This is a genomic window from Amycolatopsis pigmentata (genome assembly GCF_042684065.1).
Lineage (GTDB): Bacteria > Actinomycetota > Actinomycetes > Mycobacteriales > Pseudonocardiaceae > Amycolatopsis_E > Amycolatopsis_E pigmentata.
The window spans coordinates 203,736-230,582 of sequence record NZ_JBHUKR010000023.1 but is presented as its reverse complement, the minus strand read 5'-3'; the positions used below and the strand labels follow the sequence as shown (position 1 = coordinate 230,582).

General features: G+C 66.5%; 18 protein-coding genes and 2 pseudogenes. 14 read left to right on the top strand and 6 right to left on the bottom strand.

The window, feature by feature from the left end; all coding sequences use genetic code 11:
* Window positions 1-37: 37 nt before the first annotated feature.
* A complete protein-coding gene (locus ACFSXZ_RS36580; protein WP_378270665.1) occupies window positions 38-1,786 on the bottom strand; it encodes an MFS transporter in 1,749 nt (582 codons plus the stop codon).
* A gap of 111 nt (window positions 1,787-1,897) precedes the next feature.
* Here ACFSXZ_RS36580 and ACFSXZ_RS36575 point away from each other — a divergent pair, with 111 nt between their 5' ends.
* Window positions 1,898-2,353 (top strand): MarR family winged helix-turn-helix transcriptional regulator, encoded by a 456-nt coding sequence (locus tag ACFSXZ_RS36575; protein WP_378270663.1) that lies wholly within the window; start codon window positions 1,898-1,900, stop codon window positions 2,351-2,353.
* A gap of 554 nt (window positions 2,354-2,907) precedes the next feature.
* Here the strand turns inward: ACFSXZ_RS36575 and ACFSXZ_RS36570 are convergent.
* Window positions 2,908-5,112: an Ig-like domain repeat protein gene (locus ACFSXZ_RS36570; protein ID WP_378270661.1), complete on the bottom strand. Its 2,205-nt coding sequence runs from the start codon at window positions 5,110-5,112 to the stop codon at window positions 2,908-2,910.
* A 776-nt stretch (window positions 5,113-5,888) separates the two neighbouring features.
* Here ACFSXZ_RS36570 and ACFSXZ_RS36565 point away from each other — a divergent pair.
* From ACFSXZ_RS36565 to ACFSXZ_RS36545, 5 genes and pseudogenes are all read left to right on the top strand, one after another.
* Window positions 5,889-6,890, top strand: a complete 1,002-nt coding sequence (locus ACFSXZ_RS36565; RefSeq protein WP_378270660.1) for an IPT/TIG domain-containing protein — start codon at window positions 5,889-5,891, stop codon at window positions 6,888-6,890.
* A 157-nt stretch (window positions 6,891-7,047) separates the two neighbouring features.
* Entirely contained in the window at window positions 7,048-8,295 is a 1,248-nt protein-coding gene (locus ACFSXZ_RS36560) for an IPT/TIG domain-containing protein (protein ID WP_378270658.1), read from the top strand.
* Between the two features lie 2,625 nt (window positions 8,296-10,920).
* Window positions 10,921-11,226, top strand: coding sequence for an ABC transporter permease subunit (locus ACFSXZ_RS36555; RefSeq protein ID WP_378270656.1), 306 nt, complete (start codon window positions 10,921-10,923; stop codon window positions 11,224-11,226).
* Between the two features lie 201 nt (window positions 11,227-11,427).
* Complete coding sequence (locus ACFSXZ_RS36550; RefSeq protein ID WP_378270654.1) at window positions 11,428-13,746, top strand: LuxR C-terminal-related transcriptional regulator; 2,319 nt, start codon at window positions 11,428-11,430, stop codon at window positions 13,744-13,746.
* A 61-nt stretch (window positions 13,747-13,807) separates the two neighbouring features.
* Window positions 13,808-14,006, top strand: a pseudogene (locus ACFSXZ_RS36545) (hypothetical protein); the annotation flags it as partial.
* On the opposite strand, the gene ACFSXZ_RS36540 reads toward ACFSXZ_RS36545, so the two are convergent.
* Window positions 13,990-15,216, bottom strand: coding sequence for a serine/threonine-protein kinase (locus ACFSXZ_RS36540; protein ID WP_378270652.1), 1,227 nt, complete (start codon window positions 15,214-15,216; stop codon window positions 13,990-13,992). The pseudogene ACFSXZ_RS36545 and the gene ACFSXZ_RS36540 overlap by 17 nt on opposite strands.
* A 197-nt stretch (window positions 15,217-15,413) precedes the next feature.
* Here ACFSXZ_RS36540 and ACFSXZ_RS36535 point away from each other — a divergent pair, with 197 nt between their 5' ends.
* The gene (locus tag ACFSXZ_RS36535) at window positions 15,414-17,927 is read left to right on the top strand and encodes a WD40 repeat domain-containing serine/threonine protein kinase (RefSeq protein WP_378270651.1); all 2,514 of its coding nucleotides are present in this window, start codon (window positions 15,414-15,416) and stop codon (window positions 17,925-17,927) included.
* Window positions 17,928-18,074: 147 nt separating this feature from the next.
* Here the strand turns inward: ACFSXZ_RS36535 and ACFSXZ_RS36530 are convergent, their stop codons facing one another.
* Window positions 18,075-19,469, bottom strand: a complete 1,395-nt coding sequence (locus ACFSXZ_RS36530; RefSeq protein WP_378270650.1) for a C2 family cysteine protease — start codon at window positions 19,467-19,469, stop codon at window positions 18,075-18,077.
* 126 nt (window positions 19,470-19,595) lie between these two features.
* Window positions 19,596-20,873, bottom strand: coding sequence for a NucA/NucB deoxyribonuclease domain-containing protein (locus tag ACFSXZ_RS36525; protein WP_378270648.1), 1,278 nt, complete (start codon window positions 20,871-20,873; stop codon window positions 19,596-19,598).
* Between the two features lie 266 nt (window positions 20,874-21,139).
* On the opposite strand from ACFSXZ_RS36525, the gene ACFSXZ_RS36520 reads away from it, so the two are divergent.
* The 4 genes from ACFSXZ_RS36520 to ACFSXZ_RS36505 all read left to right on the top strand — a co-directional run bounded on the left by ACFSXZ_RS36520 (window position 21,140) and on the right by ACFSXZ_RS36505 (window position 23,142).
* Complete coding sequence (locus ACFSXZ_RS36520; RefSeq protein ID WP_378270646.1) at window positions 21,140-21,283, top strand: hypothetical protein; 144 nt, start codon at window positions 21,140-21,142, stop codon at window positions 21,281-21,283.
* The gene (locus tag ACFSXZ_RS36515) at window positions 21,280-21,732 is read left to right on the top strand and encodes an SH3 domain-containing protein (RefSeq protein ID WP_378270645.1); all 453 of its coding nucleotides are present in this window, start codon (window positions 21,280-21,282) and stop codon (window positions 21,730-21,732) included. The genes ACFSXZ_RS36520 and ACFSXZ_RS36515 overlap by 4 nt, the downstream gene beginning before the upstream one ends.
* A gap of 40 nt (window positions 21,733-21,772) precedes the next feature.
* A complete protein-coding gene (locus ACFSXZ_RS36510; RefSeq protein ID WP_378270746.1) occupies window positions 21,773-21,997 on the top strand; it encodes a transposase in 225 nt (74 codons plus the stop codon).
* 104 nt (window positions 21,998-22,101) lie between these two features.
* Window positions 22,102-23,142 carry a hypothetical protein gene (locus tag ACFSXZ_RS36505; RefSeq protein WP_378270644.1) on the top strand — a complete coding sequence of 347 codons (1,041 nt, stop codon included), beginning with the start codon at window positions 22,102-22,104 and terminating at the stop codon, window positions 23,140-23,142.
* Window positions 23,143-23,556: 414 nt separating this feature from the next.
* Here ACFSXZ_RS36505 and ACFSXZ_RS36500 read toward each other — a convergent pair whose 3' ends face one another.
* Window positions 23,557-24,135: a TetR/AcrR family transcriptional regulator gene (locus tag ACFSXZ_RS36500; RefSeq protein ID WP_378270643.1), complete on the bottom strand. Its 579-nt coding sequence runs from the start codon at window positions 24,133-24,135 to the stop codon at window positions 23,557-23,559.
* A gap of 146 nt (window positions 24,136-24,281) precedes the next feature.
* Between ACFSXZ_RS36500 and ACFSXZ_RS36495 the strand changes: the two genes are divergently transcribed.
* The 3 genes and pseudogenes from ACFSXZ_RS36495 to ACFSXZ_RS36485 all read left to right on the top strand — a co-directional run.
* Entirely contained in the window at window positions 24,282-25,313 is a 1,032-nt protein-coding gene (locus ACFSXZ_RS36495; protein WP_378270642.1) for an SDR family oxidoreductase, read from the top strand.
* Window positions 25,314-25,616: 303 nt separating this feature from the next.
* Complete coding sequence (locus ACFSXZ_RS36490) at window positions 25,617-26,081, top strand: YceI family protein (protein ID WP_378270641.1); 465 nt, start codon at window positions 25,617-25,619, stop codon at window positions 26,079-26,081.
* Window positions 26,082-26,257: 176 nt separating this feature from the next.
* Window positions 26,258-26,785, top strand: a pseudogene (locus ACFSXZ_RS36485) (ferric reductase-like transmembrane domain-containing protein); the annotation flags it as partial.
* Window positions 26,786-26,847 lie beyond the last annotated feature (62 nt).

Below are 26,847 nucleotides of genomic sequence, written 5' to 3'. Positions count from 1 at the left end.
TCGCGCTCCTTGCGGGCTCAGGGGTGACGAAAGGGGGTCAGGGTCGGGCTGCGGCCGTCGGGGTCACGGCCGCTGCGGTGTCGGCCGACGGCGGGTTGCTGCCGCGCATGAGAGAGACGATCGCGGCGATGATACCGAGGGCCGCGGAGACGGCGAACACGACGACCAGTCCATTGTGGAACGGGCCGGAGATGAGGTCGGGAAAGAACTCGCGGCCGGTGAGCAGGTTCGCGTTCGCCGGTGTCAGCGGCGACAGCGCTCCGTACTGCGACAGCAGGTAGTGGATGGGGTTCACACCGAGCAGGGCGGCGAACAGGGACGAGACCGGCGGGAGGCCGCCGATCTGCTCGGCGACCTGGTGGGAGACGCCGTGCTGGGCAAGGCCGCTGGTGAGAGTGCCGGGCAGGGAGTTGGCCAGGCCCCCGATCATGAGGGAGAAGAACACCCCGATCGACAGAGAGGTGCCGGAGTTCTGGAAGGTGGACCGCATCCCGGAGGCGACGCCGCGGTACCCGGCCGGCACGCTGGACATGACCGACGCGGAGTTCGGCGAGCTGTACATCCCGATGCCCACCCCGTTTAGGGCGATCAGCAGGGCGAACGTCGGGTAGGGGAAGTTCACCGGAAGCGCGAGGAGGCCGACGAAGGTCAGGGCGAACAGGAGCATGCCGCCGGAGGCGAACCAGCGCGCGCCGAACCGGTCGGACAGGGTGCCCGACAGCGGGCCTGCGATGAAGAATCCCGCCGTCAGCGGCAGCAGGAAGATGCCCGCCCAGAACGGCGTCTGGCTGTAGTCGTACCCGTGCAGCGGCAGCCAGACGCCCTGCAACCAGATGATCAGCACGAACTGCAGGCCACCCTGCGCGAGCCGGGCGATGAATCCGGTGATGGTGCCGGCCGTGAACGCCTTGATCCGGAACAGGTGCAATCGGAACAGCGGCTCGGCAACACGTCGCTCGATCACCACGAACACGGCCAGTAGCACCATTCCGCCGACGAGTCCCACGATCACCGCCGGATTCGTCCAGCCCATCGTGTGACCGTGGTAGGACTGGATGCCGTAGGTGACCGCGACCAGAATCGCGCTCAGACCGATCGCGAACGTGGCGTTGCCCCACCAGTCGATGCGCTCCGCCCGGCGCACCCCGTTGTCTCGCAGACGGAGGTACGCCCACAACGTGCCCGCGATGCCGACCGGCACGTTCACCCAGAACACCGCGCGCCAGTCCCACGCGGCAAGCAGGCCCCCGGCGGTCAGCCCGATGAACTGCCCGGCGAACACCGCACCCTGGTTCACGCCCAGCGCGAAGCCGCGCCGCTCCCGGGGGAACGCGTCGGTCAGGATCGCGGCCGAATTCGCCGCGAGCATCGAGCCGCCGAACGCCTGCAGGAAGCGCCAGCCGATCAGCCACAGCGCCGCCCGCGAACCGGTGAAGGGATCGAGCGAGAGCAGGATCGAGGCCACGGTGAACACCACGAAACCCAGGTTGTAGATCCTGACCCGGCCCAGGATGTCGCCCAGCCGGCCGAGGTTCACCACGAACACCGCCTGCACCAGCCGGTAGCCCATGATCATCCACAGCAGGTAGGCGATGTTCGCCGGAGCCAGCGGATCCAGGCCGATGCCATTGAAGATCGCCGGCAACGCGATGATCACGATGGATCCGTCCAGGCTCGACATGAACACGGCCATCGTCGTGTTCGTCAGTGCCACCCTCCGGTAGCGGTCGGGCTTACCGGAGCTGGACCGCGCCGTTCGCGGTGGCCCGCCTGGCTGGTTACGCATCACTTCTCCGGCTCGTCTCGCGCCTCGCGGCACGGGCGCCGCGCGGTGAACGCGGGGCCCGTACTCGATGTTTAGTAATAAGAAATATCTCTTTAGGTATATTAACGAGCCATGGAGAAGCGTGCAACTGACCAGCACTCAGCCGAGGCCGACGAGACCGACCTCGGCGGGCAGGTGCGCTCCGCCGTCGGCCGCCTCTACCGCCGCTTCCGCAGCGAGCGCCCCGAAGGCAGCCTCGGCGACGCGGCACTCGACGTGCTCACCCGCCTGCATAAGCACGGACCGCAGACCCTCACCGAACTGTCCGAGCACAACCGGGTCTCGCCAGCCTCCATGAGTCAGATCGTGAACCGCCTCACCTCGGCCGGCTACGCCGTACGCACCCGCGATCCGGGCGACGGCCGCAAAGTGCTGTTCAGCGCCACCACGGAAGGAGATGAACTCGCCGGCGCCGCCCGAGCGCAGCGCAACGCTTGGCTCGACGACCAGCTGCGAGCCCTCAGCGCAGAAGACCGCGCGGTCATCGCCCGCGCCGCACGGCTGTTCATCAGCATCGCCGACTCCTGACAACACTGAGACGCCGACGAACAACCTCGTGCGAGCCGGTAACCTACGTCACCGCATCCGGAATCGATGCCGGAGCGGTTCCGGGGACTGTTCCAAGATCGGCTCTGGCCCAAATTCGGTGGTGGCGCTGGGATGTCTCTGTAAAAGTCCACAGTTTCGAGTGTCATACTCTGCCGCTCAATACCGGGTAGTCCCGGGAACGCTGGTAGAAACAAGAATACCATGTCTTCGAATGCCGTCTAGTGTCGCCGAGTGTCGGGCAATGTTTTGGCACAGGAGCACCCAGGGAGCACCATGCAGGTGCCGCTGCCAGTCAGGCCGCCGCAGGTAGGGGCGAACGCCTCGACTCGCCCGGGATGCCCGGCACTAGCAAATACGAGAAGCTACTTCACACGGCTACCTGAAACCGTCTAAGGCCCCACCGTTCGAGGGAATCTCAGGACTTGCAATTCGTTTCCGAACTTTGACCCGCTGAAACCACTGCACCCAATGTGGCCGACGGTACGCGCCGGCCACATTGGGTGCGGTTTCCCGAACCTATCCGTGGAGAGGCATCAGAGGGTCGAGCATTGCCCGGTCTTGGGCCCTGTCACCATGTTCGGCCGGCCGTCATTGGTGGGCGGAGGCACGTTGCCGCTGCAGCTCAGGCCGCCGAGGATCCTGTTGGCTTCCAACTCGGTGGCGGTGGCGTTTTCCGGCGCGACGGTCAGCGTGGTGGTGTTGTTGTTCACCGTCACGGAACCACCGGTGCTGTTCGCCGAGAACTCCAGGAATCCGGTGTTGCCGGTCAGGGACACCGGTCCTGCCAGGCTGTTGCCACCGCATGGCGGGTTGCCGTCGTCACCGTCGTCGCCGATCACGATCACGCCGTTCATGCCGGAGATGTTCGTGCTGCCGCCCACCGTGCTGGAGCACAGCCGCAGCCCGCTGCCACCGATCGCGGTGAGGCTGCCGAAGATCTGCACGCCCTCGGCGTCGAGCGACCCACCGGCGCCGATCACCACGTTGCCGAAAATCCGGGTTCCCGGCGTGATGGTGGTCGGGGTGGTGATGGTCACCGTGCCGAACTGGTTGCCACTGATCGTCCGGGTGGTCGAGACCGTCAGCGACAGTGTTCCCGTGGAAGAACCACAAGTGGCGGTGCCGCCGAAAGCCGCAGAGATGGTGTGCGTGCCCGGAGTCAGGCCGTTGACCGTGATCGACGCGGTACCGGTGGGCGGACCGCCCACGACGGTCGCCGTACCCAGCACGGTGCCGGTCGTGGTATCGGTAAAGGTCACCGTCCCGCCTGCGGGAGTGCCCGATGCGCAGGTCACCGTCGCGGTCAGGGTGACCGGCTGACCGAAGGACGGGTTCGACGGCGAGGCCGACACCGTCGTGGTCGAGGTGCCAGTGCTGACCGTGACCGAGACCGAACCGGTGCCGGTCGAGGCCGCGCAGGTCGCCGTGCCCCCGAACGCGGCACTGATGGAGTGCGGGCCCGGGGTGGCGAAGGTGACCGGTGGCAGTGTCGCCGTGCCGGTGGGCGGGCCGCCGACGACGGTCGCCGAGCCCAGCACGGTGGAAGTCGTGGTGTCGGTGAAGGTCACCGTCCCGCCCGCCGGGTTACCCGAGGGACAGGTGACGGTCGCGGTCAGCGTGGTCGGCGTCCCCACCGTGGTCGGGTTGGGCGAGGCCGACACAGTCGTGGTCGACGCGGAGGCATTGACCACCACTGTTGACGTGCCGGCGGACGCGGTGCAGGTGAGCGTGCCGCTGTAGACCGCGGTGATGGTGTGGGCTCCGGTGGTGGCGAAGGTGGTGGAGAACGTCACCGTTGCCGGTGGCCCGGTCGTGACCGGCACGGTGCCCAGGAGGGTTGCTCCGTCGAAGAACGTCACGTTGCCACCGAGCGTGCTGCCCGAGGTGCAGGTGACGGTTGCGGTCAGCGTGGTCGGCGTCCCCACGGTCGTGGGGTTGGGGGTGGCCGACACCGTGGTGGTGCTGGTTCCCGGGGCGATCACGGTGACGGTCGTCGTGCCGGTCGCGCCCGCACAGTTGGGGTTCGTGCTGGTGTAGGCGGCCGTGATGGTGTGCGGACCGAGACCGGTCAGGGCGGTCGCGGGAATCGTGAAGGTGCGCTGGTCGGCGCCAGGGCCGGCGGTGCCGACCGCGTCGGTGCCCAGCACGGTGGCGGTGGTGGTGTCGGTGAAGGTCACCGACCCGGTCGGGTCACCATCACCGGTGCAGGTCACCACTGCCGTGAAGGTCACGTCTTCGAGTTGGGTCGCCGGATTGGGCGTCCCGGTCACCGCGACCGTGGTGGTGGTGACGGTGACGGTGGTGGTGCCCAGCGACGGGTCACAGTTGGCATCACCGCTGTACACCGCCGTGATGGTGTGGACGGTCGGCGGCGCGGAGAACACCGCGGTAACCGACGTCGTCGCCGTGGGTGGCCCGCCGGCCAGCGTGCCGGTGGCGAGGAACGTCGGGGTGCCGGTGGCGTCGAAGAAACTTACCGTCCCGGTCGGACCGGCCGGTGCGAGGCAGTTGACCGACGCGGTCAAGGTCGCGGCGCCACCGGAGGGAACCGTGCTCGGCGTGGCCGTCACGGTCGTGGTCGAACTGAACGCGGCTCTGGGATTGGCCCGCGGTGTTTCCGCGGCACCGGCCTGCCCGGCGGCGGCCACCATGGCTGGCAGCACCATGGCGACCATGCCGGCCAGCGCGACGAACAGTATGCCGACACGCCGGAAAAGCAACTGGCAAGAGACCCTCAACGGTCCTCCCTCGTGATATTTATGGGTTCAATCGACTGTCGGTCGTGACGTGGTCGACCAGAGTATTTACGGTGCTGAGACGCGTAACGACAACGTCACCTGAGCACATTTGACCCGTTGGGGAGCCGATTCACCCCCCGGACGGGGACCTGAACAGAGGACGCCGCAGTACCCCGCCGAACGCGCCACCCGATCGGAGCGAAGCGACGCACAACCACCGTTACTTATCGAATCGAACAGTTCGGACGTCGTGAGCAAACCGGAACCTGCAGAACCATTACACGGGCCATCGATCGCGCACACCCGCGCCTTCTCCGCATTGATCAAGGACGGTCTACACGACTGTCCGAACTGGACGTGTAACGGGTTCCGCAGAAGACAACATCGCTCGGCAACTTGATTGCCAGCGAAACGAGCGGACCTGCACGTGACCGCCGCTTCGTGCAGTCGGCCTGATCTTGGCAGTCGTGTGGCCGGACCGGCGGCGACTCGGGTAGATCGACGCCTTCGCATTGCTGAGCTGGATGATCGGGCCCTCCGGCAAGAAAAGGGATCAAGCAATGGTGATGACGATCCGGGAGGGCCGATCTTCACGGTTGGCGGCAGGGGGAACCCAAACAGCCGATTGTTTTCCGTTAATGCCGGATTACAGTTGATGACTGTGACCTGAGGGTGCGCTCTTCGGACCGGAGCACCACCTCGTCCCGGTCGCCGATCCGGCGGTGTGGGGCAGGGGCCGCGACCAGTGGAAGCACGGTTCGAAGGAGAACACCTCAATGGCTCTACCCACGATTACCAGCCTCGCCCCGACATCGGGTACAACGGCTGGCGGCAACCCGGTGGTGATCACCGGCACCAATTTCAACACCCCGACGGTGACGGCGGTCGACTTCGGCGGGAACGCGGCGACGTTCACGGTGAATTCGGACACCCGGATCACCGCGACCGCACCGGCGCACGCGGCGGGCGCGGTCACCGTGACGGTGACCAACGCCGACGGGTCGGCGACCTCGAGCTACACCTACACCACCGGACTCACCCTGGCACCGGGATCGGGCACCTCCGCCGGCGGCACCACGGTGGACATCTTCGGGACCAATCTGCAGAACACCAGCGCGGTGAAGTTCGGCACCACGCCCGCGACCTCGTTCACTCAGGTTTCGCCCACGGAGGTCCAGGCGGTGGCGCCGGCCGGCACCGGGGTCAAGGCGGTCACGGTGACCACGCCGGGTGGGACCAGTGCCCCGGTGAACTACTTCTACGTCAGCCCGCCGTTCAAGAGCAGTCTGTCGGTCACCTCCGGGCCGACCGCGGGCGGGACGCCCACCACGATCACCGGGACCAACCTGGCCAATGCCTCCTCGGTGACCTTCGGTGGCGTCGCGGGCACCATCACCGCCAACACCGCGGGGTCGATCACGGTCACCACCCCGGCGGGCACCGCAGGCAACGCGTCGGTCGTGGTCACCGGCCCGGGTGGCTCCACCAACGGGTTGACCTTCACCTATGTCGGCACACCCACCGTCGCCGGGGTGACGCCGACGACCGGGTCGACCAACGGCGGGGACACCGTGACCATCACCGGCTCCGGTTTCACCGAGACGACCGGCGTGACCTTCGGTGGTACCCCGGCCGCGTTCGGCGTGCTCGACGACGGCACACTCGCCGCACAAACCCCGGCCCACGCCGCGGGCACCGTGGACGTCACGGTCACCACCACCGGTGGCAGCGCCACCGCGACCGCCGCCTACACCTACCAGGCCCCTCCGGGCGGCTGACACCGGAGGGCGGGGGTGCTCCCGCTGTCCCTTCGGGCGCACCCCGCCACGGGAAACAGGTGGGGCGTGGTGAGAACCGGCACCACGCCCCACCGCACGACCGCCCGTGCGCGATCGTTGGCCAGCTTCGATCCAAAGTGTGGGGAGCCCAGACATCGTGAGCCCGTCGATCACCTCGCTGAACCCGTCAAGCGGGACACCCAGCGGCGGGAACCAAGTGACCATCACCGGCAGCGGACTGACCGGTGCCGCGTCCGTCAAGTTCGGCTCGGCCAGTACGGCCTTCACCGCCCTCTCCGACACACAAATCCGCACCATCGCGCCACCCGGCAGCGGCACCGTGCAGGTGACCGTGACCACCCCGTCCGGCACCAGCAACGGCCTGCCCTACAGCTACATCGCACCGAGCCTGGCCAGCCTGAGCCCCACCTCGGGCCCTGCCTCCGGCGGCAACACCGTCGTCCTGACCGGCACCAACCTCGCCGGAGTCACTACTGTCCACTTCGGAGCGAACCTGGCCGCCTTCACGGTGGTGTCGAACACCCAGATAAACGCGATCGCCCCGGCGGGCAGCGGAACCGTCGCGGTGAACGTCTCCGCCGGCACCAGCACCAGCAACTCCCTGTCCTACACCTACGTTCCGGCACCCACGCTCACCTCGATCAGCCCCACCCAAGGGCCGCTGCCGGGCGGTAACCTGGTCACCCTGACCGGCACCGGCTTCACCGACGTCGCGGGTGTTTTCTTCGGCGCTGTCCCCGCCTCCTCGTTCACCGTCGTGGACAGCACGCACATCACCGCGGTGGCACCCGGCGGGAACCCGGCAGGTCCGGTCCAGGTAAGCGTCACGACGTTGTCCGGCACGAGCAACGCTGTGTCCTATTTCTCTGTGCCCGCGCCCCTGCTCACCGACATCTCGCCAGCCCAGGGTCCAACCGCCGGGGGTAACAGCGTCACCCTGACCGGAAGCGGTTTCACCGGCACCACATCCGTCCATTTCGGAGCAGCGGCGGCGCCGTCGTTCATGGTGGATTCGGACAACCAGTTGAGCGTGCACCCACCGGCGGGCACCGGAACCGTCCCGGTCACCGTCACCACAGCGGGCGGTACGAGTTCCGGGACCGTTTCTTACACCTATCTTCCCGCACCGGTGCTGACCAGCCTCATCCCGAACCAGGGCCCCGCCACCGGTGGGAACTCGGTCACCCTGACCGGCACCGGCCTCACCTTCACCAGCACGGTCTCCTTCGCCGGCACGCCCGCCCCGTTCACCGTGCTCTCCGACACCCAGGTCGTCGCGCTCGCACCCGCCGGCCCGGCCGGCCCGGTCACCATCACGGCCACCACCCCGGGCGGCACGAGTAACGGCCGGACCTACACCCGCCTAGCCGCACCCGGAACATGAACCACCCCGAAACCTGCACCAGCCGCCGAACCCTCTCCCCAGCTTCTGGGCGGCGCACCGCCCAGATCCCCTGGCGGCTAGACGGTGAACTTGATCGAATGGGCGGGAGCGAGACGAGGGTCAACCCCTTCGAAAATGTAGCGCGACGCATGCGGGACCGGTCAACCGGGCGCGTCGCGATCACGCTACGCCGTCTACAATTGAGGCCGGACACTTGCTGGTGTCGCTTACCTCGCGAAAAGCCGGAAAATTGACAACCACGCGCCGATACGTGGGCACGCACCGCCTGGTGATCAGGATGACAGGACCTGGGTAATGGTAGCTGTTTCGCTCAGATCGGTCGGAGCGCAGGAGATAAGACCCCCTGCGCCACCCGACCTCAGCCGCAACCCTCCTTCGCCCGCACGGCCCGACCGAAAGGTGGCCGCGTGTGCGATGATCGGCCGCCACGGTGATTGCGGTATCCATCACTGACCGGAAGGGAGCACTGCAATCCCAGCCGCGTCCTGGCGACTGGGGCTGCAGACCTCACAAAAAGACTCCAATGGAGCCAAGGGAAATTTCAAGGCTTGCGACAATCATCGTTCCTCCTTTCGTTTCCCAAACCAAAATCCTGGACCCGATTCACGCGGGATGGATCCGTTCGACAGGCTCCCGGACCCTCCCGGGACGCAGAAGCGGGTCGTTGCCAAGATAATCGGCCGGGCCCCGGTCAATCGCTAGTCGAAACCCCGACTGTTAGCGGAGAACACCTGGTTGTGTGGTACCTGATCGGAAAACGCCGCGCATGCGTGCTGGAGAGTGCGCGGTCCGAGCGGCGTCGCGGACTCCGTGATCGTTACTGGACGGGCTGGTGAAGGCCGGCGCGGCCGCCAGTTGATCACGCGCGGTTGTGGGACATCGCAAGGACGACCACAGCAGGGGCCGTGCCGTCAGTGACAGATACGCGGTTCGAAGGGAACGAAACCATGAGGATGTCGACGAGAGGAAGCTGCAGTCGAGGATGCCCGCAGAACGCCGGGAGCACCTGCAATGGCGGTCTTCCGGGATTCCGGAGACCAGTCGATGGGCGTGCTGACGGGTCGGGGCCGCACGTTCACCGACTGGCTGGCCGAACGCCCGGGGCTCGGGGCAAGGCCATGGCCTGCTGGATCACTGGTCGTCGACAGTGGTGGTCCAGACCATCGCTGTTCAGCACGGTCCGGACCACCACTGTCTCACCGATCAGATCAAAAGAAGCGAGTCCATTATGACCCGCCCAGCGGTCTGCTTGCTAGAACACGATTGTGGATATCGAGCCACGCCATCTCTCGGTGGACCACCCCGGTGCTCTTGGAGGCCGTTGGTTGGCACCCGCACGCTCGGTGACGGAGAGGACATCGCGAGTTCTTGATCACGCGTTACAGGCGTCCACCGCAAACCTGAGCCGTCGACCGCGGCTGAGGGTTCTTCTCGGGAATTGGTCGCCCAGGCGGCGGAAACCACCGCCTGGGCAACCAGCGAGCCGCATCCGAGCCAGCCGGCTCGACACTGGGGCCACATGGTGGGTAACGGAATGATTGTGATTCAAAAATTCTCAGCAGGACCCACTCTGCTGGACTATGCCCACTTGGCCAAAATAACCCAGGCGTTGCCGCCCCCAGAACATTTGAAATCGAGCATATCAAAATGATCGAGCGCAGGACTATTATAATAATTGATTTTGTCCTGACAAGCACTCTCCGACGTATACAGTTTGCCGTCGTACATCACCCACCCACTGTCGGCCTGCGCGACAGCGCCTCCGGAAAAGGCCGATTTTCACAGGAAACCCAGAAGACCCAGAAGACACACCGGGCGAGCCAGCCGAGAGGCAGGTGCGGCGTGGACGGGATCAGCTTCCCCGGAGAGACCGCCGCCGCGCTCCCACAAGGCGGATCTGCCTAAAGGACCAACGATCCGGCCTTCCCTGTGCGTAACGACCTCGGCCCGCTTCGACTTCACCGCACAAACCTGCTGACTCGGGCACAATATCGTCGCCGTCGATCCGGATCAGCGGTTCGATCATATTTTGTATCGAAGCTACAAGCGGGGACCCACGCACTGACAAGTTCCGGAAAATTCATGGTGACGGTGAACTCCGCTACTTCCCTTTCCACGTCTCGTTGGCCGGGCCTGGCCAAATGTCCGCCAGGAGGCCGGCGAGCCAGCGGCCACGCTCCTCGATCGCCGCCTCGTCCCAGGTGTCCCGTACCGCAAATCGCGCGTTGAACAGGAGGACACTGTGATCGTTCGGACTCGACCACGGCCAAGGCGCTGCGGCGGCGGGTCACGGTGACCTCGGGCGACCGGAACAGCAGAAGCACTATCGGCAGCACGGTGCCCGCGTCGAGCGGGGCGAAGCTTTGGCCTCCCCCCTACGCGTGGTGATCGATCAACCCATGAAGGTGGGCTGCCGCGTGGCCCTCAACCAAGATCGAGAACAAGTTCACAAAAGCGCGTATCAAATGCCCTTCAGAACACGATCAAGTGCCGCCCGGCCTCAGGTCCCGTCATGTCGGCCGGCCGGGCCGTCGGGCATTTCGACCTGCATCAGAAAAGGCCCACAGTTCGCGAAATCCTCGCCGTCGCCTTTGGAGTAACCCCGTGAACATACCCACTGACGTCCCTGCGATCGCGCCTCCGGCGCCAGGATCCGCGCCGGAGGCAAGCGAGGCGAAGACGGCTCTCGCACGGCGCTTTTTCCGGAAGTTCGGCATCTACGCGGTTCTCATCGGTGTGGTGGCCGGTGCGACGATCGCACCGTTACCCTTGGTGATCGTCGTGCTCATTTTCGTATCCGGATGGATCGTGCTCAAGCGCAGCATTCTCGGCCGCGAGCTGCTTTCGGTGGGTGGCAACCGGGAAGCGAGCCGGCTGGCCGGCATCAGGACCGCCGGTGTACCGCGGTAGGCCTGCTGATCATCGTCGGCCTGGACAATCTGTTCTTCAGCCTGGCCTTCGATGCGAATTGGCAGTCCATCACGCAAGGCGCGATCGTCATCGCCGCGGTCGGCCTCGACCAACTGGCGCGGCGAAGCGGTCGATAGCAGGTGCCCGCCACCCGCGCCTCGTCCCGGCGAGGGGGCGGAGCGCGAGGTAGCCTGGCCTGGTATGACTCGGTCGGTGAGGCTGCGAGGCCCCGTCGGTGCATTGCCGGCGGAGCTGACCAGCTTCATCGGCCGTCGTCGCGAACTCTCCGAGGTCAGGCGACTGCTTTCTGTTTCGAGAAGCGTAACACTGACGGGGTTGGGCGGGGTAGGCAAGACGCGGCTGGCCGTGCAAGCCGGAACCGCGCTGCAACGGACGTTCGCCGACGGCGTGTGGTTCGTCGACCTGGCGGCCGTGGACGATCCGCAGGTGCTCGCTCAGACCATCTGCTCTTCGCTGGGCTTACGGGGGCAGGTCACCACATCCGACATGGACGCGCTGGTCGACCATCTCAGGTCGCGGAATCTGCTGCTGGTGCTGGACAACTGTGAACATCTCGTCGCCGCCTGCGCGGCACTGGCCGAGGAGTTGCTGCGGGCCTGTCCCGGCCTGTCCATCCTGGCGACCAGCCGCGAGACCCTGGGCATTCGCGGGGAAAATGTCCTGTCGGTAACGCCCTTACCGGTACCTGACGAGGACGTGGCCTCGGCAGGGGTGTCGCAGAATGATGCGGTCCGCCTGTTCTGCGACCGGGCTTCGGCGGTCCTGCCCGGCTTCGCCCTGACCACGGACAATCGCGCGGCCGTCGCCGCAATCTGCCGACGGCTGGAGGGCATCCCGCTGGCGGTCGAACTGGCTGCCACGTGGGTACGGGTTTTGTCGCTGACGCAGATTTTGGAGCAACTGACCAACCACTATCGCTTGCTGAACATCCGTGGCCGGAGCTTACCCGAACGGCACCGCACTTTGCGTGCGTGTATCGAGTGGACCCACGGCCTGTGTACCAGCGCGGAGCAAAGCGTGTGGGCTCAGGCGGCCGTGTTCCGTGAAGGTTTCGAACTGGATGCCATCGACGCCGTCTACCTCGCCGGACCCGAGCACGACCGGGATTCGCCGCACCCGCCGGTGGTCGACATCGTAGCGTCGTTGGTGGACAAATCGATCCTGATCCGCGACGAGCGTGGCACGCGGGTGCGGTACCGCATGCTGGAGACGATTCGCCAGTACGGTGAGGAGAGGATCCAGGAAACCGAGGACTGGACGGCGCTGCGCCGCCGGCACCGTGACTTCTACGCTGACCTCCTCGCCCGCGCCGAAGCCGACTGGCACGGCTCCAGGCAGGCCGAGTGGATCAGTCGCCTGCGTGATGAATACGCCAACCTCCGGGCCGCGCTGGAATTCTGCCTCAGCCGCCCCGGCGAGGTCGATATCGGCCTGCGCATCGTCGCCGACGTGCACGAAAAATGGCCGATCTGGGGGCTGATGAGTGAGGGACGCCAATGGCTGGACCGGCTCCTCGCCGTGTCGCCCAGGCGGAGTCAGGCACGCGTGCGCGCGCTGCACACCGGAATCTGGCTGGCCATCGCGCAAGGCGATCGTGACCGGGCCGCGGTGCTGCTCGATCAAGGCCGCGACCTCGCGCGGGACTTCGACGAGCCCGCCGCCGCGCTGATCAGACTGGTGTCCGGCTATGACGCGATGTACGCCGGTGATTTCGCCGGCGCGGTCGAGGCCTATGACAAGGCATTGGTCGCGTTTCGAGCGGCCGGTGACCTCAGGTTCCAGGCCGAAACTCTCAATCTGCTGGCTCTCTGCCACTTCGTCGCCGACGACACCGAGCGGGCGCTGGCGTACTGCGCCGACTGCCTCGCGATCACGCAACCCACGCAGGAATCATGGTCCCGGTCCCGTGCCCTGTGGATCGCCGGTATGGCACGGTGGCGCCAAGGAACCGGCCGTGAAGCGACCCGGCTGGAACGGGAGAGCCTGCAACTGAGATCGGAGTTGGACGACCAGTTCGGCATCACCCTGTGCCTGGAAGCACTGGCGTGGATCGCCGCGGACAACGATCCACGCCGCGCCGCCCTGTTGTTCGGTGTAGCCGCGCGCCGATCAGAGGTGATCTTCATCGCCGCGATCACACCCTTGCTGTCGGCCTTCCACCAGGACTGCGAAACGCGCACCCGTCACGCGCTGGGTAACGAACGGTTCCAGGCCGCATACGACCATGGAATGTCCCTGACCGCATCCGCCGCCCTCCGTTACGCCCGTTACGAAGAATCCCCAGCCGAACCCACGTCGAAGCCGACGCCGCTCACGCGCAGAGAACACGAGGTCGCCACACTGGTCGCCCAAGGCATGACCAACAAGGAAATCGCGAAAAAACTTTTCATCGCGCAACGCACTGCGGAAAGTCACGTCGAAAACATCCTCACGAAAATGGGCTTCACGTCCCGCACCCAAATCGCCGGCTGGATGGCCGAAACTCAGTCCACCGGCTGAACTTCGAACAGAAGACCCTCGAGAACGGTCGTGGCACGAGCGGGTGTCCACTCGCGCCACGGTCGCCACCCCGTTCGCCAAGGTCGGCCAGGTCGACCTGCAGGCGTACTGGAGGAGATCGGCACCACCACCGTGGTCGGCGGCGTGGTCATCATGGGCACTCGCTGCCGCTGGTCCACCTCGACCTCAACGAGTTCACCGACCCCCTCCAACTGATCGCCGACGCGGTCGAACGACGACCGGTCATGGACCCGCGATAGCCGCTATCCGGTCGTGGATACCGGCCAGGTGGGTGGCGGGAAGCCACTGGCCGGACAGTTTCAGCGAGGTCGCGGTGCTGCGCTCGCGGCAGGTCCGGATGATCGCGTCGAGGCCGGGCCGGTGCCCGGGTTGTTTGTGCAGGCAGGTTTCGACCAGTTCGCGCAGATCATCGGATAACCGATCGAGGGAGGGTGGTTCGTGCACGACGCGGTAGAGCACGGCCGGGTCGACACCGTCGCCGAACGGTCCGTGCCCGGTGGCCGCGAAGGTGACGAGCCCGCCGAGGGCGAACACGTCCGCGGCGAAGGTGAGGTCGTGCCCTTGGACGTGTTCGGGCGCCATGAACTGCGGGCTGCCGATCTGGATGCCGGTGCGGGTGAGATGGCTGGCGTCGCTGGCGCGGGCGATGCCGAAGTCGATGACCCGAGGCCCGTCCAGGGCGAGCAGCACGTTGGAGGGCTTGAGATCGCGGTGCACCAGCCCGGCGGATTGGATGTTCTGCAGTGCCTCGGCGACACCGGCGGTGAGCAGCCAGATCGACTCGGTCGGCAACGGGCCGTGCTCGGCGATGGCGTCCTCCAGGCTCGGCCCCGGCACGTAGGCACTGGCACACCAAGGGCGCGGACCGTCGGTGTCGGCGTCGAGGACCTCGGCGGTGAACATCCCGTGCACTCGCCGGGCGGCGGCGACCTCGCGGGCGAAACGCCGCCGGAACTCCGGGTCCTCGGCCAGGTCGGCGCGGATGACCTTGACCGCGAGCGCGCGTCCGCCCGGCGTATAGGCCAGATGCACGCGCCCCATGCTGCCCGCCCCGATCACCCGGCGCAGCCGGTACGGGCCCGCATAGCCGGCATTGTCCCGGAGAACCGCGCCGGGTGCCGGCGGCGGGTCGGTGCTGAGGCGATTCCGTGCCGTGGGTGCAGGGTCGCCGGTTTGGTCTGTGACGGCTTGGTCTCGCGCCTGTCGCCAGCGAGTTTCCCATTCATGCGGCTCGCCACCACAGGCCCCGGCATATGCCAGCGCCACGTCCAAGGACGGCAGGGCGACGCCGCTCGCCGCGGACGACAAGGCCGAGGCCGAGTAGCCTGCTTTCCGGGCCAGCGCACGGTAGCTGGGCGAACCGGCCTGTGCCCGCAGTCGACGGAGCGCATGGGCGAACGCCTCCACCGGCCCTGCGGTGGGATCCACGGCCAGTTCGCGGCGCCCCATGCGCGTCCTCCTCGTGCCGATTCGTTTATTGACCATTCTCGGCCGATTGTCCAGACAATGTGCGGACTTTCTTGGCCGGCGTCAATCGAATCAGCCCGTCGCGAGCGGTCATGTTGCGCCGAACGCCGCTCGCCGGCCGGTACCCTACCCTGGCATGCTGAAACGACCGTGCATTCGGCCTGGGGGAGGGTGGCGGTATGGCCCTGGAATCCTTGGCTGAGGGCGATCCCCGCACGATCGGCGATTACCGGCTCCGGGCCCGGTTGGGAACCGGTGGTATGGGGCGGGTCTACCTCGGTCACACCAGGGGCGGGCGCCCGCTGGCGATCAAGTTGGTTCGTGACGAGCTGGCCGCCGAGTCCGAGTTCCGGCAACGTTTCCGGCGAGAAGTGGTCGCCGCGCAGCGGGTTTCGGGCTGGTACACCGCGCAGGTCGTCGATTTCGACACCGAGTGCGCGCAGCCGTGGCTGGCGACCGCGTATGTCGCCGGCCTGTCCCTGCGGGAAGCGGTGACTGGCGCTGGATCGCTCCCGGAGCACACGGTGTGGCTGCTCGCCGCGGGGCTCGCCGAAGCATTGCGCGATATCCACGGCACGGATTTGCTGCACCGCGATCTGAAGCCGTCGAACGTGTTACTGGCCGCCGACGGACCGCGGGTCATCGATTTCGGTATCGCGCGGGCCCTCGACGCCACCCAGCTCACCCGTACCGATGTACGCATCGGATCACCGCAGTTCATGTCACCCGAGCAGACCCTCGGTGACACCCTGACCCCTGCCGCGGACGTGTTCTCACTCGGTGCCGTACTCACGTTCGCGGCCACGGGCCGGGCTCCGTTCGGCGACGGACCAGAGGCCGCCCTGTTGTATCGGGTGATCCACGAGCAGCCTGATCTGGCCGGGATGCCGGACGGGCTGGGTGAGCTGGCGGGCCGCTGTCTGGCCAAGACGCCTGAGCGCCGGCCGTCGGTCGAAGAGATCCTCGAGTTCTGCCGCCAGGCCGGCCGGGTGGGCACCGTGGTGGTCGACGACGGTTGGCTCCCTGCGGAGATCACCAACGAAATCGACCAGCGCGCCGCCGAACCGCTCCCGCCGGCGACCCGGCCCGAACCAGCCTCGGGTCGCCGTCGCCGTTGGTGGCCCGCGGCGGTCGGTTCGGCTGTCGTGATGCTTACCGCTGGGGCCCTTCTGCTCAGCCATGTCCTGCCGGTCGGTCAGTCCGGCGGCACACCACCGTCTCCCGCGTCCGCCGCCCCGCCGCCGGTAGCCGTGCTGGTCGGCGGCGAGCCCGAAAAGGGCGTTGCGGTCAGTCCGGACGGGCGGACCGTTGCCGCCCCCGGCAAGGATCACGCGGTCAACATCTGGAACAAGACCGGCCAACGGGTCGACGTCGTCCTCGACGGCCACACCTGCGACATCCAGGCCACCGCGTTCAGTCTCGACGGCCGCGCCGTCGTCACCGGAAGCTGTGACCGCACCGTCCGGCTATGGCCGCTCACCGGCACCCACGCGGCGGACAGCGCAACGCCGTCAACGGCCCCGCAAACCAGCCACCCGCCGAGCGTGGACAGCCCGTCCGCGCAGCCTGCCCCGCCGATCGAACGGCAGATCGCGACACTCAGCCTGCCCGACGGCGAGACCATCATGTCGGTGCTGTTCGACGCCACCGATCGGGCGATCGCGATCACGCGCTCGGTGGCCGGAACGGTCCGGATCTGGGACGTCCTCCGCGGGCAGTCCATCGCCACGCTCGCGGTACCGGCCACGGACGTCGGCACCGGTGTCATCGCGACGGTCGGCGACGACCGGCGAATCGTGATCATCGGAACCGGCCACCGCATGGCGTTCTTCGATCTCGGTACCGGAAGATCGCTGGGCGACATCGACGGCGAGCCGGGCGAGATACGCGCACTCGCCGTGAGCCCCGACGGGGCCGTCCTGGCGACCAGCGACACGATGGACAAAACCGTCCGGCTGTGGGACATCCCCGGCAAACGCCTGCTGGGTACGCTTCCCGCCGAAATCGATACCGCCCAGGCTCTCGCCTTCACGCCCGACGGAGCCTTCCTCGCCGTCGGCGGCGCCGACCACAGCGTCACCCTGTGGGACGTATCGAAACGCCAACTGCTCCACACGCTTCGCGGCCACACCGACTCCGTACTGTCGTTGCGTTTCAGCTCCGACGGCACCCTGCTGGTGAGTGGCGGCGCCGACCAAACGGTGCGGTTGTGGAACACCAGCGGCCTGTCGGCCAAAGCGGCGACAACCACCACCACGGTGCCCGCCGCGCTGCCCAGCAGCACCGTTTATCACGACGACTTCGATCTCGACCAGGCCCTGCGACAGATCCGGGACAAAGGGGCCGATCCGAGCATGTGGGGCGGCGCACCACCGATTACCGTGTCTCCTGGCCCGCTACGCGCCTTCTACGCCTACCGGAACTGTAACGATCCCGGATTCTGCGGAAACCATCCGGCCACGATCGCGTTCCTATTCGACGGTAACCGGCTTCTGGGTTCGGTGCGGGCCAACGAAATCGACACTCAGGTCGCGGACGGGAACAAGATCGTCCTCACCCTGGCCTACTACCGGTCCGCCGACGTCATGTGCTGCCCCAGCGACCGGAAGGACTATACCTTTACCCTGATACAAGGCCGGCTTGCCGTCGACCCCGCGCTGCCCTACGACCCGAACGGTCACTTCGACTTCTGACTTTCGAAACGCCGTCGGCCGGGGAATGCCCGGGAGAAATACAACCAGCGAGTCCCGTCCTACCATTTTCGGGACCGTTCGAGCGTGGGCGGCCGGGAACGCCGAGCCAGTTCGGTACCGGACCGGCTCGGCGAGCCGGTCGGTTGCTCAGGCGACGTTCGGCGGCGGGTAATCACCGGGGACGCTGGGGAGCTGGACCGCGGCGGCGTCCATGAAGCTCTTGTGGTAGACGCCTTCGGTGATGCGGAACTGCCACGGGGTGCCCGACTTGCTGCCCCACGGGTTGGCAAGGGTGATGGTCCGGTTCTTCGTGTCGACGCTTTCCACGACGTATTCGTGCCTGCTGTCCACCACGTTCGTCTGTGAGGCACCCTGTGCGGCGCCGTTGTCGCCGACGGGCTGGGCCGGGACGTCGATGAAGCCGTCCACGAACGGGTTGGGCGCGTCCGGGAAGATGAGCAAGCCATTCGTGTACGGGTTGGAGCTGGTGACGACGGCCTTGCCCGCGGTGAGCCAGCGGGCGATGGTGTCCAGTGAGGGTGCCGAGACCACGGAGGTCGAGGCCGTGAACTTCCCGGCGCGCTCGGAGGCGTTGCCGGTCAGGTCGGTGTAGGCGGCGCCGGTCCATGCCTGCGGGCTGAGCGGATCGTTGCCCTCGATGGCCGGATAGCCGCCCTTGAGCTGCGCGTACGCCTTTTCATACAGGGCGATCCAGATACCGCTCTGTATCCCGCCATAGGTCCAGCCGCTCTGCTGGATTCCGTTCTTGTCCGTGTAGGAGAAGTACGGCAGGTTCGCGGTGATGTCGATTTTCGTGGCCGTACCGCCCGGATAAAAGGTCACGGTGTAGGTACCGTTGTCGTTCTGGGTGATGTTGTGCTCGACCCAGATCGGGTCACGACGGGCCAGCGAGAGCAGTTCGGCGTGGAAGTAGCAGTCGTTGAGATCCCTCTGGTCCGCGTCGTGCAGATCGGGGCCGTCCGCCGGGCCATAGAGACCGCCCGGCCGGCCGATCGCCGGCGTGTACTGGAAGTCCCACTTGGTGTTCTTTTGCCATGCTCCGTCGGAGGTCCGCAGCTCCGGCTGAAGGAAGGTCAGAAGCGGGGTGATCCGTGTGACGTTCCTACCGGAGGCGCGATCCAGCAACGCGTTGACCAGGCGCCTTCGGGCCTGGTCCGCGATCTGGCGCGGTGCCGCCGGGCCGGAGAACTGCGGGCGCAGAACCCGGTCGAGGGAACGAAGTTCGGAGTTCGACAAGGTGGCGAGGTAGCTGTCCATACCGGCCGGGTCGAGTGCCTCCAGATCCGTCGTCAAGACAGACGCCGAGTGAAGCAAAAAAGGCGACTCGATCATTTTGCGAGTCTGCTGCACCGCGTTGGCGACGGCGGCGGACCCACCGCCGTCGCCGGGGACGGAGACGGCAAGGTCGACGGTGGCCGCACGGTCGGCGTTGGACCGGCCGGAAAGGTGGCCGGCGGCGACCCCACCGACGGCGAGGGCAGCCGCGGCAACGAGCGCGGCGCCGGTGTACAAGCGATTCACGGAACTTCTCCCTCTGGATCAGACAGCGCGGAATGGTATGGACATATCACTTTTGTGGAAGCGACCTTGATGACCAGGCGGATCTCGTTGACCAGTTTTGTCCAGCGGACTCTGCGCACGCGATCCTTACCTCGTGATGACGACGTAGAAGGCGTCCCCGATCGGAATGGTCAACGTGGTTCCGGGAAGCCTCAGGACGCGATCGTTGTTGTAGAACGAATTGAGATAGTTGCCCGCGTTCGTGTTCTGTCTGGCGGGTACGGCATAGGCGGAAAAGTTCAAGCCCGCGTGTGCCGGTCCTTGGGCCGTGGTGGCGAACGGAAACTCGTCGCACTCCATGCCGGCAGCGGTGTAGTCGGGGTTGTTCCCGCTGGCTCGCTCGGCATCGCGGCACGCGGCCTGCACGTCGTTGTGTCTGCCGTCGTCCCGTATGGTGCGCTGCAGGGGAGCGTTCGCGGAGCCGCCCGGAATGTTCTTGTGCTGCCCGGCCGGGGGCCTGGGGAACGTTGTTTCCGGGTGGTTCAACGCCCGGTCGATGTGCCTGGTGACTTCGTACATGGACGCGTCCCGGTAACTCTGCACCAGGAACGGCGCGTGATAGAGGAATACCGCGCCGCTGCGGGAAGTCAGATAGCCCGCGGAATCGAAACGTATTCCGATCGGGTCGCTTTTCTTCCCCTGCGCCACGGCTCCGGTCGTGCCACCGCGCACGGTGAACCGGGCGTTGCCCAGCGCTCCGTCCACGGTCGCTTCACCGGAATGCGCGGGTGAGGAGAAGATGAATTCCGCGAAACGGCTGCTGGGATCGCGCCACTCCGACAGGGTCCGATGCTGGACGCCCGTGGTGCTCTGGCACGACGATGCCAACGGTCGAGGTGCTTCACATGCCGCGCCGATCTCCAGCCAGCTCGCCGCCGGGTTCGCGAATACTCCGGTACTCCTGGTGATGTCGACCGTAACTTTCAGGACCGCTTTCCGCGTATTGGTCAGGTTGACCCGGCGAGCGGGATTCATGTCGTCGGTTTGACCGACTGTCTTGCCCGTGATGGTCAACCTGACGTCGAGCCAGGAAACGTTTCCCTTCGAGTCCGCGTGTTCCACCCAGTACTTGTTGACCGCGCAGAAACTGGACCGGTTCCGGTAAGCCAGCCCAGTACCTGTCGCCGGATTGGCGCGAGCGACCGCGGTCTGGCATTCGATGGGGTCCCAATGGGCTTGCGAAGTGGGCTCCTCGAGCACCTGAACACCCTCGGCGGAGGTCAGGTCACTGGACAGTGACACCTGCCGCACCGAGGCGCCGGTCAACACGACATTCTCCGGTTGTGTCAAGAGGATCGCCGCGACGCCGGCCGTGACCAGTGCCGCCGCGACCGCGGCGAAGGCTGTTCGCCGATAACGAAACATGTGTTCTCCCCGAACGACGCGAGAAATATCTGGACGTGTCAGTCCCGGGAGCGCACAAGACCCGGGACAACGTCATTAGCGCCGCGCGATCGATGATTGGCAAGCGAGCCTGATCAATTGGTCAATCAGCCGGAAGCCTCGGCGGTCGCGGTGCGGATGATGACCGTTTGACCAATGACTGGCTTGGTTCGTTGCCGGTCATCAAATGACCAGGCCGACTTATGCCATTGCTCGTCGCGAGAAGAAACAGGAAGAAAGGCGAGAACATGGGAACGCCACGATTCGCCGGTGCGCACGGACCCGGCCCCCAGGACCGCACGCGGCGGCTGGCCCAGGCCCGGTATCGACCGGTACCGCGCTGGCTCGCCGGGACCTCGGTGGTCTTCGCCCTGATCACGGCCTGGTCGTGATCAGTGCCCGGGGTGCGAACCGGCAGGCTCAGCCGCAAGACACGCCGGCGGAAGCCGGCCGGAACGTCATCACCGCAACCGTCAGCCCCCAGGTCTCAACCCTCAATGTCCGCGCGGTCGCCGACGGCACGACCACCGTGGATCTCGGTCCGAGTGCGGTGATCGGGACGCTCGAACCCGGCGACACAGTGCGCGTGATGTGCGAGTTCACCAGCGACGAAACGTCCGATGGCGGCAGCGATTGGTATCGGATCGCCGGCCCGAACGTGCCCGATACGGCCTCGGGAGCCGGCGCGGTCGCCTCCGCCGGATATCTCGCCGTTGCTCCGGACGCGGCCGTGCCATCCTGCGCCACGCGCGATGCCGGCTACGGCACTCCGCTCACGGGGCGAACGACCGCTTCGTCGCGTGTCAGCCGGGAGCCACCACGGCCGTCTCCACGGGCTTGAGATCGCCGTCCGGACCGGCGGCCCGGGTGCATGACCTTCGATCGTCAACGCGATCCTCTCTGTGTGCCGGACCGGGATTGCGTGGGCGTACCTGCCGCACGACTTCCCGCCATACCAAACGGTCTATGACTACTACGCGAAATGGGATGTCGACGGCACCACCGATACCTGTCGTCGCGGGTTCCCAGCGGAAACATCGGCTGGGCGATGTATCCGGGCACGAGCCACCACCACCATTCCCAGCATCGCCTATCTCATTCAATAGGCGACGACCTCTGGCCTGGGCCCGGCGTAACCACTCCGCGTATCCCTCAGCGAGGCGCCGGTCACGTCAGATCGGCACTGGCAAATAGAGGAGAGACAGACCGCATGATCTTCAAAGGCAGGAGACAAGCAGTCCTAGCAGCCGTAATCCTCGCCGGTGCGCTGGCCGCCGGCGCGGTCTTGGCCAGCCCGGCCGACGCGATCCAACCCGGCGCGTCCACACCGCTCTCGGGCAGCGTCTTACCCAGAGCGGTGGGGAACGCTGTCGCCCCCGCGACCGCCGGCTGGACAGGGCAGCAGGCGATCAGCGGCTCCGGCACGAGCGCGGACCCCGCCCTGACCGTGTTCGACAACCAGCTCTACGGCATGTGGAAGGGCACCGGTACGGACACCGGTCTGTACTGGGCCACCAGCAACGGGTCGACCTGGTCCGGCCAGCACCAGATCCTCAACGTCGGCAGCAGTGAAGGCCCCGGCGTGGCCGTGTTCAACGGGCGTGTCTACGGCATGTGGAAGGGCAGCGACAACGACCCCTCCATATACTTTGCCTCCAGCGACGGTAACACCTGGACCGGCCAGCAACTGATCCTCAACCGGGGCACCAGCGCCGCACCCGCCCTGGCCGTGTACAACGGGCTGCTTTACGCCTTGTGGAAGGGCACCGGTTTGGACACCGCCATGTATTGGGCCACTTTCGACGGTACGACCTGGAGCGACCAGCACCAGATCAAAAACGCCGGCACCAGCGAAGGCCCCGCCCTGGCCGTGTTCGGCGGGCGGCTCTACGACTTGTGGAAGGGCAGCAACAACGACCCCGCCCTGTACTGGGCCTCCACCGACGGTACGACCGACAGCAAGGGTAAGACCTGGACCGACCAGACGAGGATCAACAACGTCGGCACCAGTGCGGGCCCCGCTCTGGCCGTGTTCAACAACCAGCTCTACGGCATGTGGAAGGGCACCGGTACGGACACCGGTCTCTACTGGGCCACCAGCAACGGGACGACCTGGTCCGGCCAGCAGCTGATCAGCAACGTCGGCAGCAGTGAAGGCCCTGCTCTGGCCCCGTTCAACGGGCTGCTTTACGGCCTGTGGAAGGGCAGCAACAACGACCCCGCCCTGTACTGGGCCTCAACCTCGGGTTGACCAAGGCATGCCGCCGACGCCTGGCCACAGCAGCAGCTGTGGCCAGGCAGGTGACAGGGGGAGCCGATGAGCGGCGTGGATTCCGTGCAGGTGCGATTGGTTGGTGACGTGCTGTTTGCCGAGGTCGGCGCTGGCTGCTGAGCGTCCGGTGTTTCACCGCGAAGCTGACTTCCAGCATCATCTGTCGGCCAAGTGCTGCATAGCAGCCTTGCCTGGGGTGAAGCGGCTGGCGAAGGGACCCGCCGGGGCCGGGACACCCCTCTCGAATTGACTGTGGACCGAAGGACAAGACCAATCCGCTCTACCATCGCTATTCGCTCGCTGTGTCGGCCTTGAAGTGGATCGCCGCGAACCGCGACAAGAACCAGATGGTGACCGAAGTACACGCAAGAACGCGGGCCGCGGTGCCCTGTGTCAAACCCGTGCGCGGGTGCCGTTGAGGAAGAAGCCGGCGGCGACGGCGCTGGCTTCTTCCAGCCCCAGGCGGTGTTGCTGGTTGAGCTGGATCGCCTTGAGGATGGTGCCGGCTAGGAACTCGTAGAGGATCTCGACGGACAGGTCGTCACGCAGTACGCCGGTCCGGATTCCGCGTGCGAGTACGTCGTGGAGCGGAGCGGCGAGTTGCTCATGGGCTGCTTCGAGCGTCGTGTGGTCGCTGGTGAGCACCGCGTAGCGATCTCCGACCGCCACGAACGCGCGCACGATTCGTTCGATCGCGTCTTCGACGGTGGCGCGTTCGAGACCGGCGTCGGCGAGGCGCCGGGCCGCGGCGTCGAGTGCGTCCGCCGTGAGGGCGTCGAGCAGGGCCTCACGGTTGGCGTAGTAGCGGTACAGCGTGGCGCGGCTGATGCCGGCTGCGACGGCGACGGCGGCGAGGTGCGCGCTCGTGCCTTCTTCGGAGAAAACCCGCGCCGCGGCGTCGAGGATCGCGGCGGAGGTGCGGTCGAAGCGCGGCGAGTTCTTGCTGCTGGTGGAAGGCGTTGCTGGTTCCATGGCAGGTGGCAGTGTATCAGATTGAGACATCACTGTCTTGGCACAGGTGTTTCGCTCTGATACATTCATGTCTCATCAGGAACCAGGCCTGTTGCATCCCGATATACCGGGGTGCGGGGAAAACCGAGCACAGGGGAGCGAAAGGCATGAGTGGCGAGACGGTGTTGGTCACCGGAGGCTCGGGTTTCGTTGGGGCGCACAGCATCCTGCGGCTCCTCGATGCGGGTTACACCGTGCGTACGACGGTGCGCTCACCCGAACGGGAGAAGTATGTCCGCGGCCTGTTGCGTGCGGGTGGCGCGGAACCGGGTGACGCGCTCGGCTTCGCGTTCGCCGACCTCACCTCCGACGAGGGCTGGGCGACCGCGGTGCGGGGCTGCGACTACGTGCTCCACGTCGCTTCGCCGTTCCCGCCCACCGTCCCCCGCCACGAGGACGACCTCATCGTGCCGGCGCGCGACGGCGCGCTGCGGGTGTTGCGCGCCGCGCGCGATGCGGGGGTGCGGCGGGTTGTGCTGACCTCGTCCTTCGCGGCGATGAGCTACGGCCACACGAGTCTCGACCGGACGTTCACCGAGCGGGACTGGACCGATTTGGACGGTCCGCACGTGAGTGCCTACGCGAAGTCCAAGACGCTGGCCGAGCGCGCGGCCTGGGATTTCGTGGAGCGTGAGGGCGGCTCGCTCGAACTCGCCGTCGTCAATCCGGTCGGTGTGATCGGGCCGGTGCTCGGACCCGAGCTGTCGACGTCCAGCACGCTCATCCAGCGGCTGTTGAACCGCGAGATGCCCGCGCTGCCGCGGCTGTCCTTCGCGCTGGTCGATGTGCGGGACGTGGTCGACTTGCACCTGCGCGCGATGAACGATCCGGCTGCTCGGGGCGAACGTTTCCTCGCGGTCGCCGGCGAGACGCTGTGGATCGCGGACATCGCCCGCGTGCTCCGGGACCGCCTCGGTGCCCGTGTTCCCCTGCGTCAGGCGCCGAATCTGCTGGTGCGACTGGCATCGCGCACGGACCCCTCGCTCCGCGGGGCCGTCCACGACCTGGGCAAGGTCAAGCGGGCGAGCTCGGAGAAGGCGCGCCGCGTGCTCGGCTGGCGACCCAGGTCCAACGAGGAGCTGATCGTCGACAGCGCCCACAGCCTGATGAAGTTCGGTCTGGTCAAGAACGCGGCCTAGGTGTACTGACCACGGTGGTTGAGCACGGGCGACACGGGAATGGATGATGTCGATGTGGGGGAGGACCTCCGGGTTCGGTGTGGATCACCACAATCGGCACCGCACCACGGAGGTCCTCGTGTCACGCCGTAACGCCCCGCTGACTCCTACCGGCAGGCTGCGCCTGGCCCGCTGTGTCGTTGTCGAGGGCTGGCCGCCAGCTCATGACGAGGTCGAGTAGCGCGACGAGGTGGTCGCGCCACTCACGGTCCAAGCAGCCTGTGTCGCACCCGGGAACTTTCGCTCACACAACTACCGGCACAATTGCGACGACAGTCAAACCGTCGCCCGATTCTGCCTTTTTCGCAAAACGCAGCCACCCTTGAGTCACCGCGGTCTTCCTACTGCCAAGCGAAACCCCTCCATTCTCCGGTAGCGCGGAATCATGGCATCAGCACCGGCAATGCGAAACGCGACGGCGGCCTGCGCGCACGCGACTTCTTCGAGACGGAGAAGTACCCGGTGACGACCTACCGCTCGACCTCCCTGGAGCCCGACGGCGACGGCTTCCTGCTGCGCGGCGACCTCACCTGCCACGGCGTCACCGCCGAGGTGCCGCTGCGCTTGACGCTCGAGGGTTTCGGCGACGCCCGCGTGGCTTTCACCGCGACCGGCGAGCTGAACCGCACGACGTTCGGCGTCGGCATCGGCCTGCCCCTGGACGGCGGCGGCGTGGTGGTCGGCGACAAGATCTCCGTCGCATTGGCGATCCAGGCGACCCTGGACTGACGGCGCGCCGGCCTGCCCATCGGCGAGTTCGCAGCGTGAAGCCCGCCCCGCCGACCCTCATCATCCGCGCCACCGTTGACGCCTTAACAAAGTTCAGGCACTGTGGGCTGCGGAAGTGAACTTAGTTCAGATGCCTGCCGGACACCTGCCGGCCGGCCGACACCTGGAGTCACGCCATGTCTTTCCTCGTCGCCATCGCGATCTACGTCATCCGCATCCTGCGCCGGCCGATGGACGTCCGGCTGAAGCTGCGGCACGCCGGCCCGCTGGCGGTCGTCTCCGGCGCCGGGGCGGTGGTGGCGGCCTGGACCAAGCTCCGGCCGGACGGGATTGAAACTTCTTACCTGCTGGGCGAAGTCCTCGGCGTGCTCGCGGTCTACCTGATGACCTGGACGACAGTCCTGGCCAGCCGGTTGCCCACATTGGAACGCTGCTTCGGCGGCCTGGACCGCATGTACTTCTGGCACCGGCTGTGCGGCATCTGGTCTCTGTTGTTGTTCCTCCCGCACACGCTGATCACCGGCGGTGGCCGGACGGCCCTCGAGGAAGAGCTCACCTTCTCCGGCGTGGCGGGGCGACTGTTGGGCATTTTCGCCGCTGTCGGCTTGCTCGCCCTGATCCTGGTGTCACTGGCCCGGGTGAGCCGGCTGCTGCGGATCGGTTACCGGCTTTGGCAGGTGACGCACCGCTTTATCGGCCTGTTGCTGATCGCCGCCCTGGTGCACGGCTGGTTGCTCGACGAAGTACTGGCGGGATCGGCCGTATT

Coding starts and splice junctions, on each gene's coding strand:
- ACFSXZ_RS36580 (WP_378270665.1), bottom strand. CDS start 1,786: ATGCGTAACCAGCCAGGCGGGCCACCGCGAACGGCGCGGTCCAGCTCC.
- ACFSXZ_RS36575 (WP_378270663.1), top strand. CDS start 1,898: ATGGAGAAGCGTGCAACTGACCAGCACTCAGCCGAGGCCGACGAGACC.
- ACFSXZ_RS36565 (WP_378270660.1), top strand. CDS start 5,889: ATGGCTCTACCCACGATTACCAGCCTCGCCCCGACATCGGGTACAACG.
- ACFSXZ_RS36550 (WP_378270654.1), top strand. CDS start 11,428: ATGACTCGGTCGGTGAGGCTGCGAGGCCCCGTCGGTGCATTGCCGGCG.
- ACFSXZ_RS36540 (WP_378270652.1), bottom strand. CDS start 15,216: ATGGGGCGCCGCGAACTGGCCGTGGATCCCACCGCAGGGCCGGTGGAG.
- ACFSXZ_RS36535 (WP_378270651.1), top strand. CDS start 15,414: ATGGCCCTGGAATCCTTGGCTGAGGGCGATCCCCGCACGATCGGCGAT.
- ACFSXZ_RS36525 (WP_378270648.1), bottom strand. CDS start 20,873: ATGTTTCGTTATCGGCGAACAGCCTTCGCCGCGGTCGCGGCGGCACTG.
- ACFSXZ_RS36520 (WP_378270646.1), top strand. CDS start 21,140: ATGGGAACGCCACGATTCGCCGGTGCGCACGGACCCGGCCCCCAGGAC.
- ACFSXZ_RS36505 (WP_378270644.1), top strand. CDS start 22,102: ATGATCTTCAAAGGCAGGAGACAAGCAGTCCTAGCAGCCGTAATCCTC.
- ACFSXZ_RS36500 (WP_378270643.1), bottom strand. CDS start 24,135: ATGGAACCAGCAACGCCTTCCACCAGCAGCAAGAACTCGCCGCGCTTC.
- ACFSXZ_RS36495 (WP_378270642.1), top strand. CDS start 24,282: ATGAGTGGCGAGACGGTGTTGGTCACCGGAGGCTCGGGTTTCGTTGGG.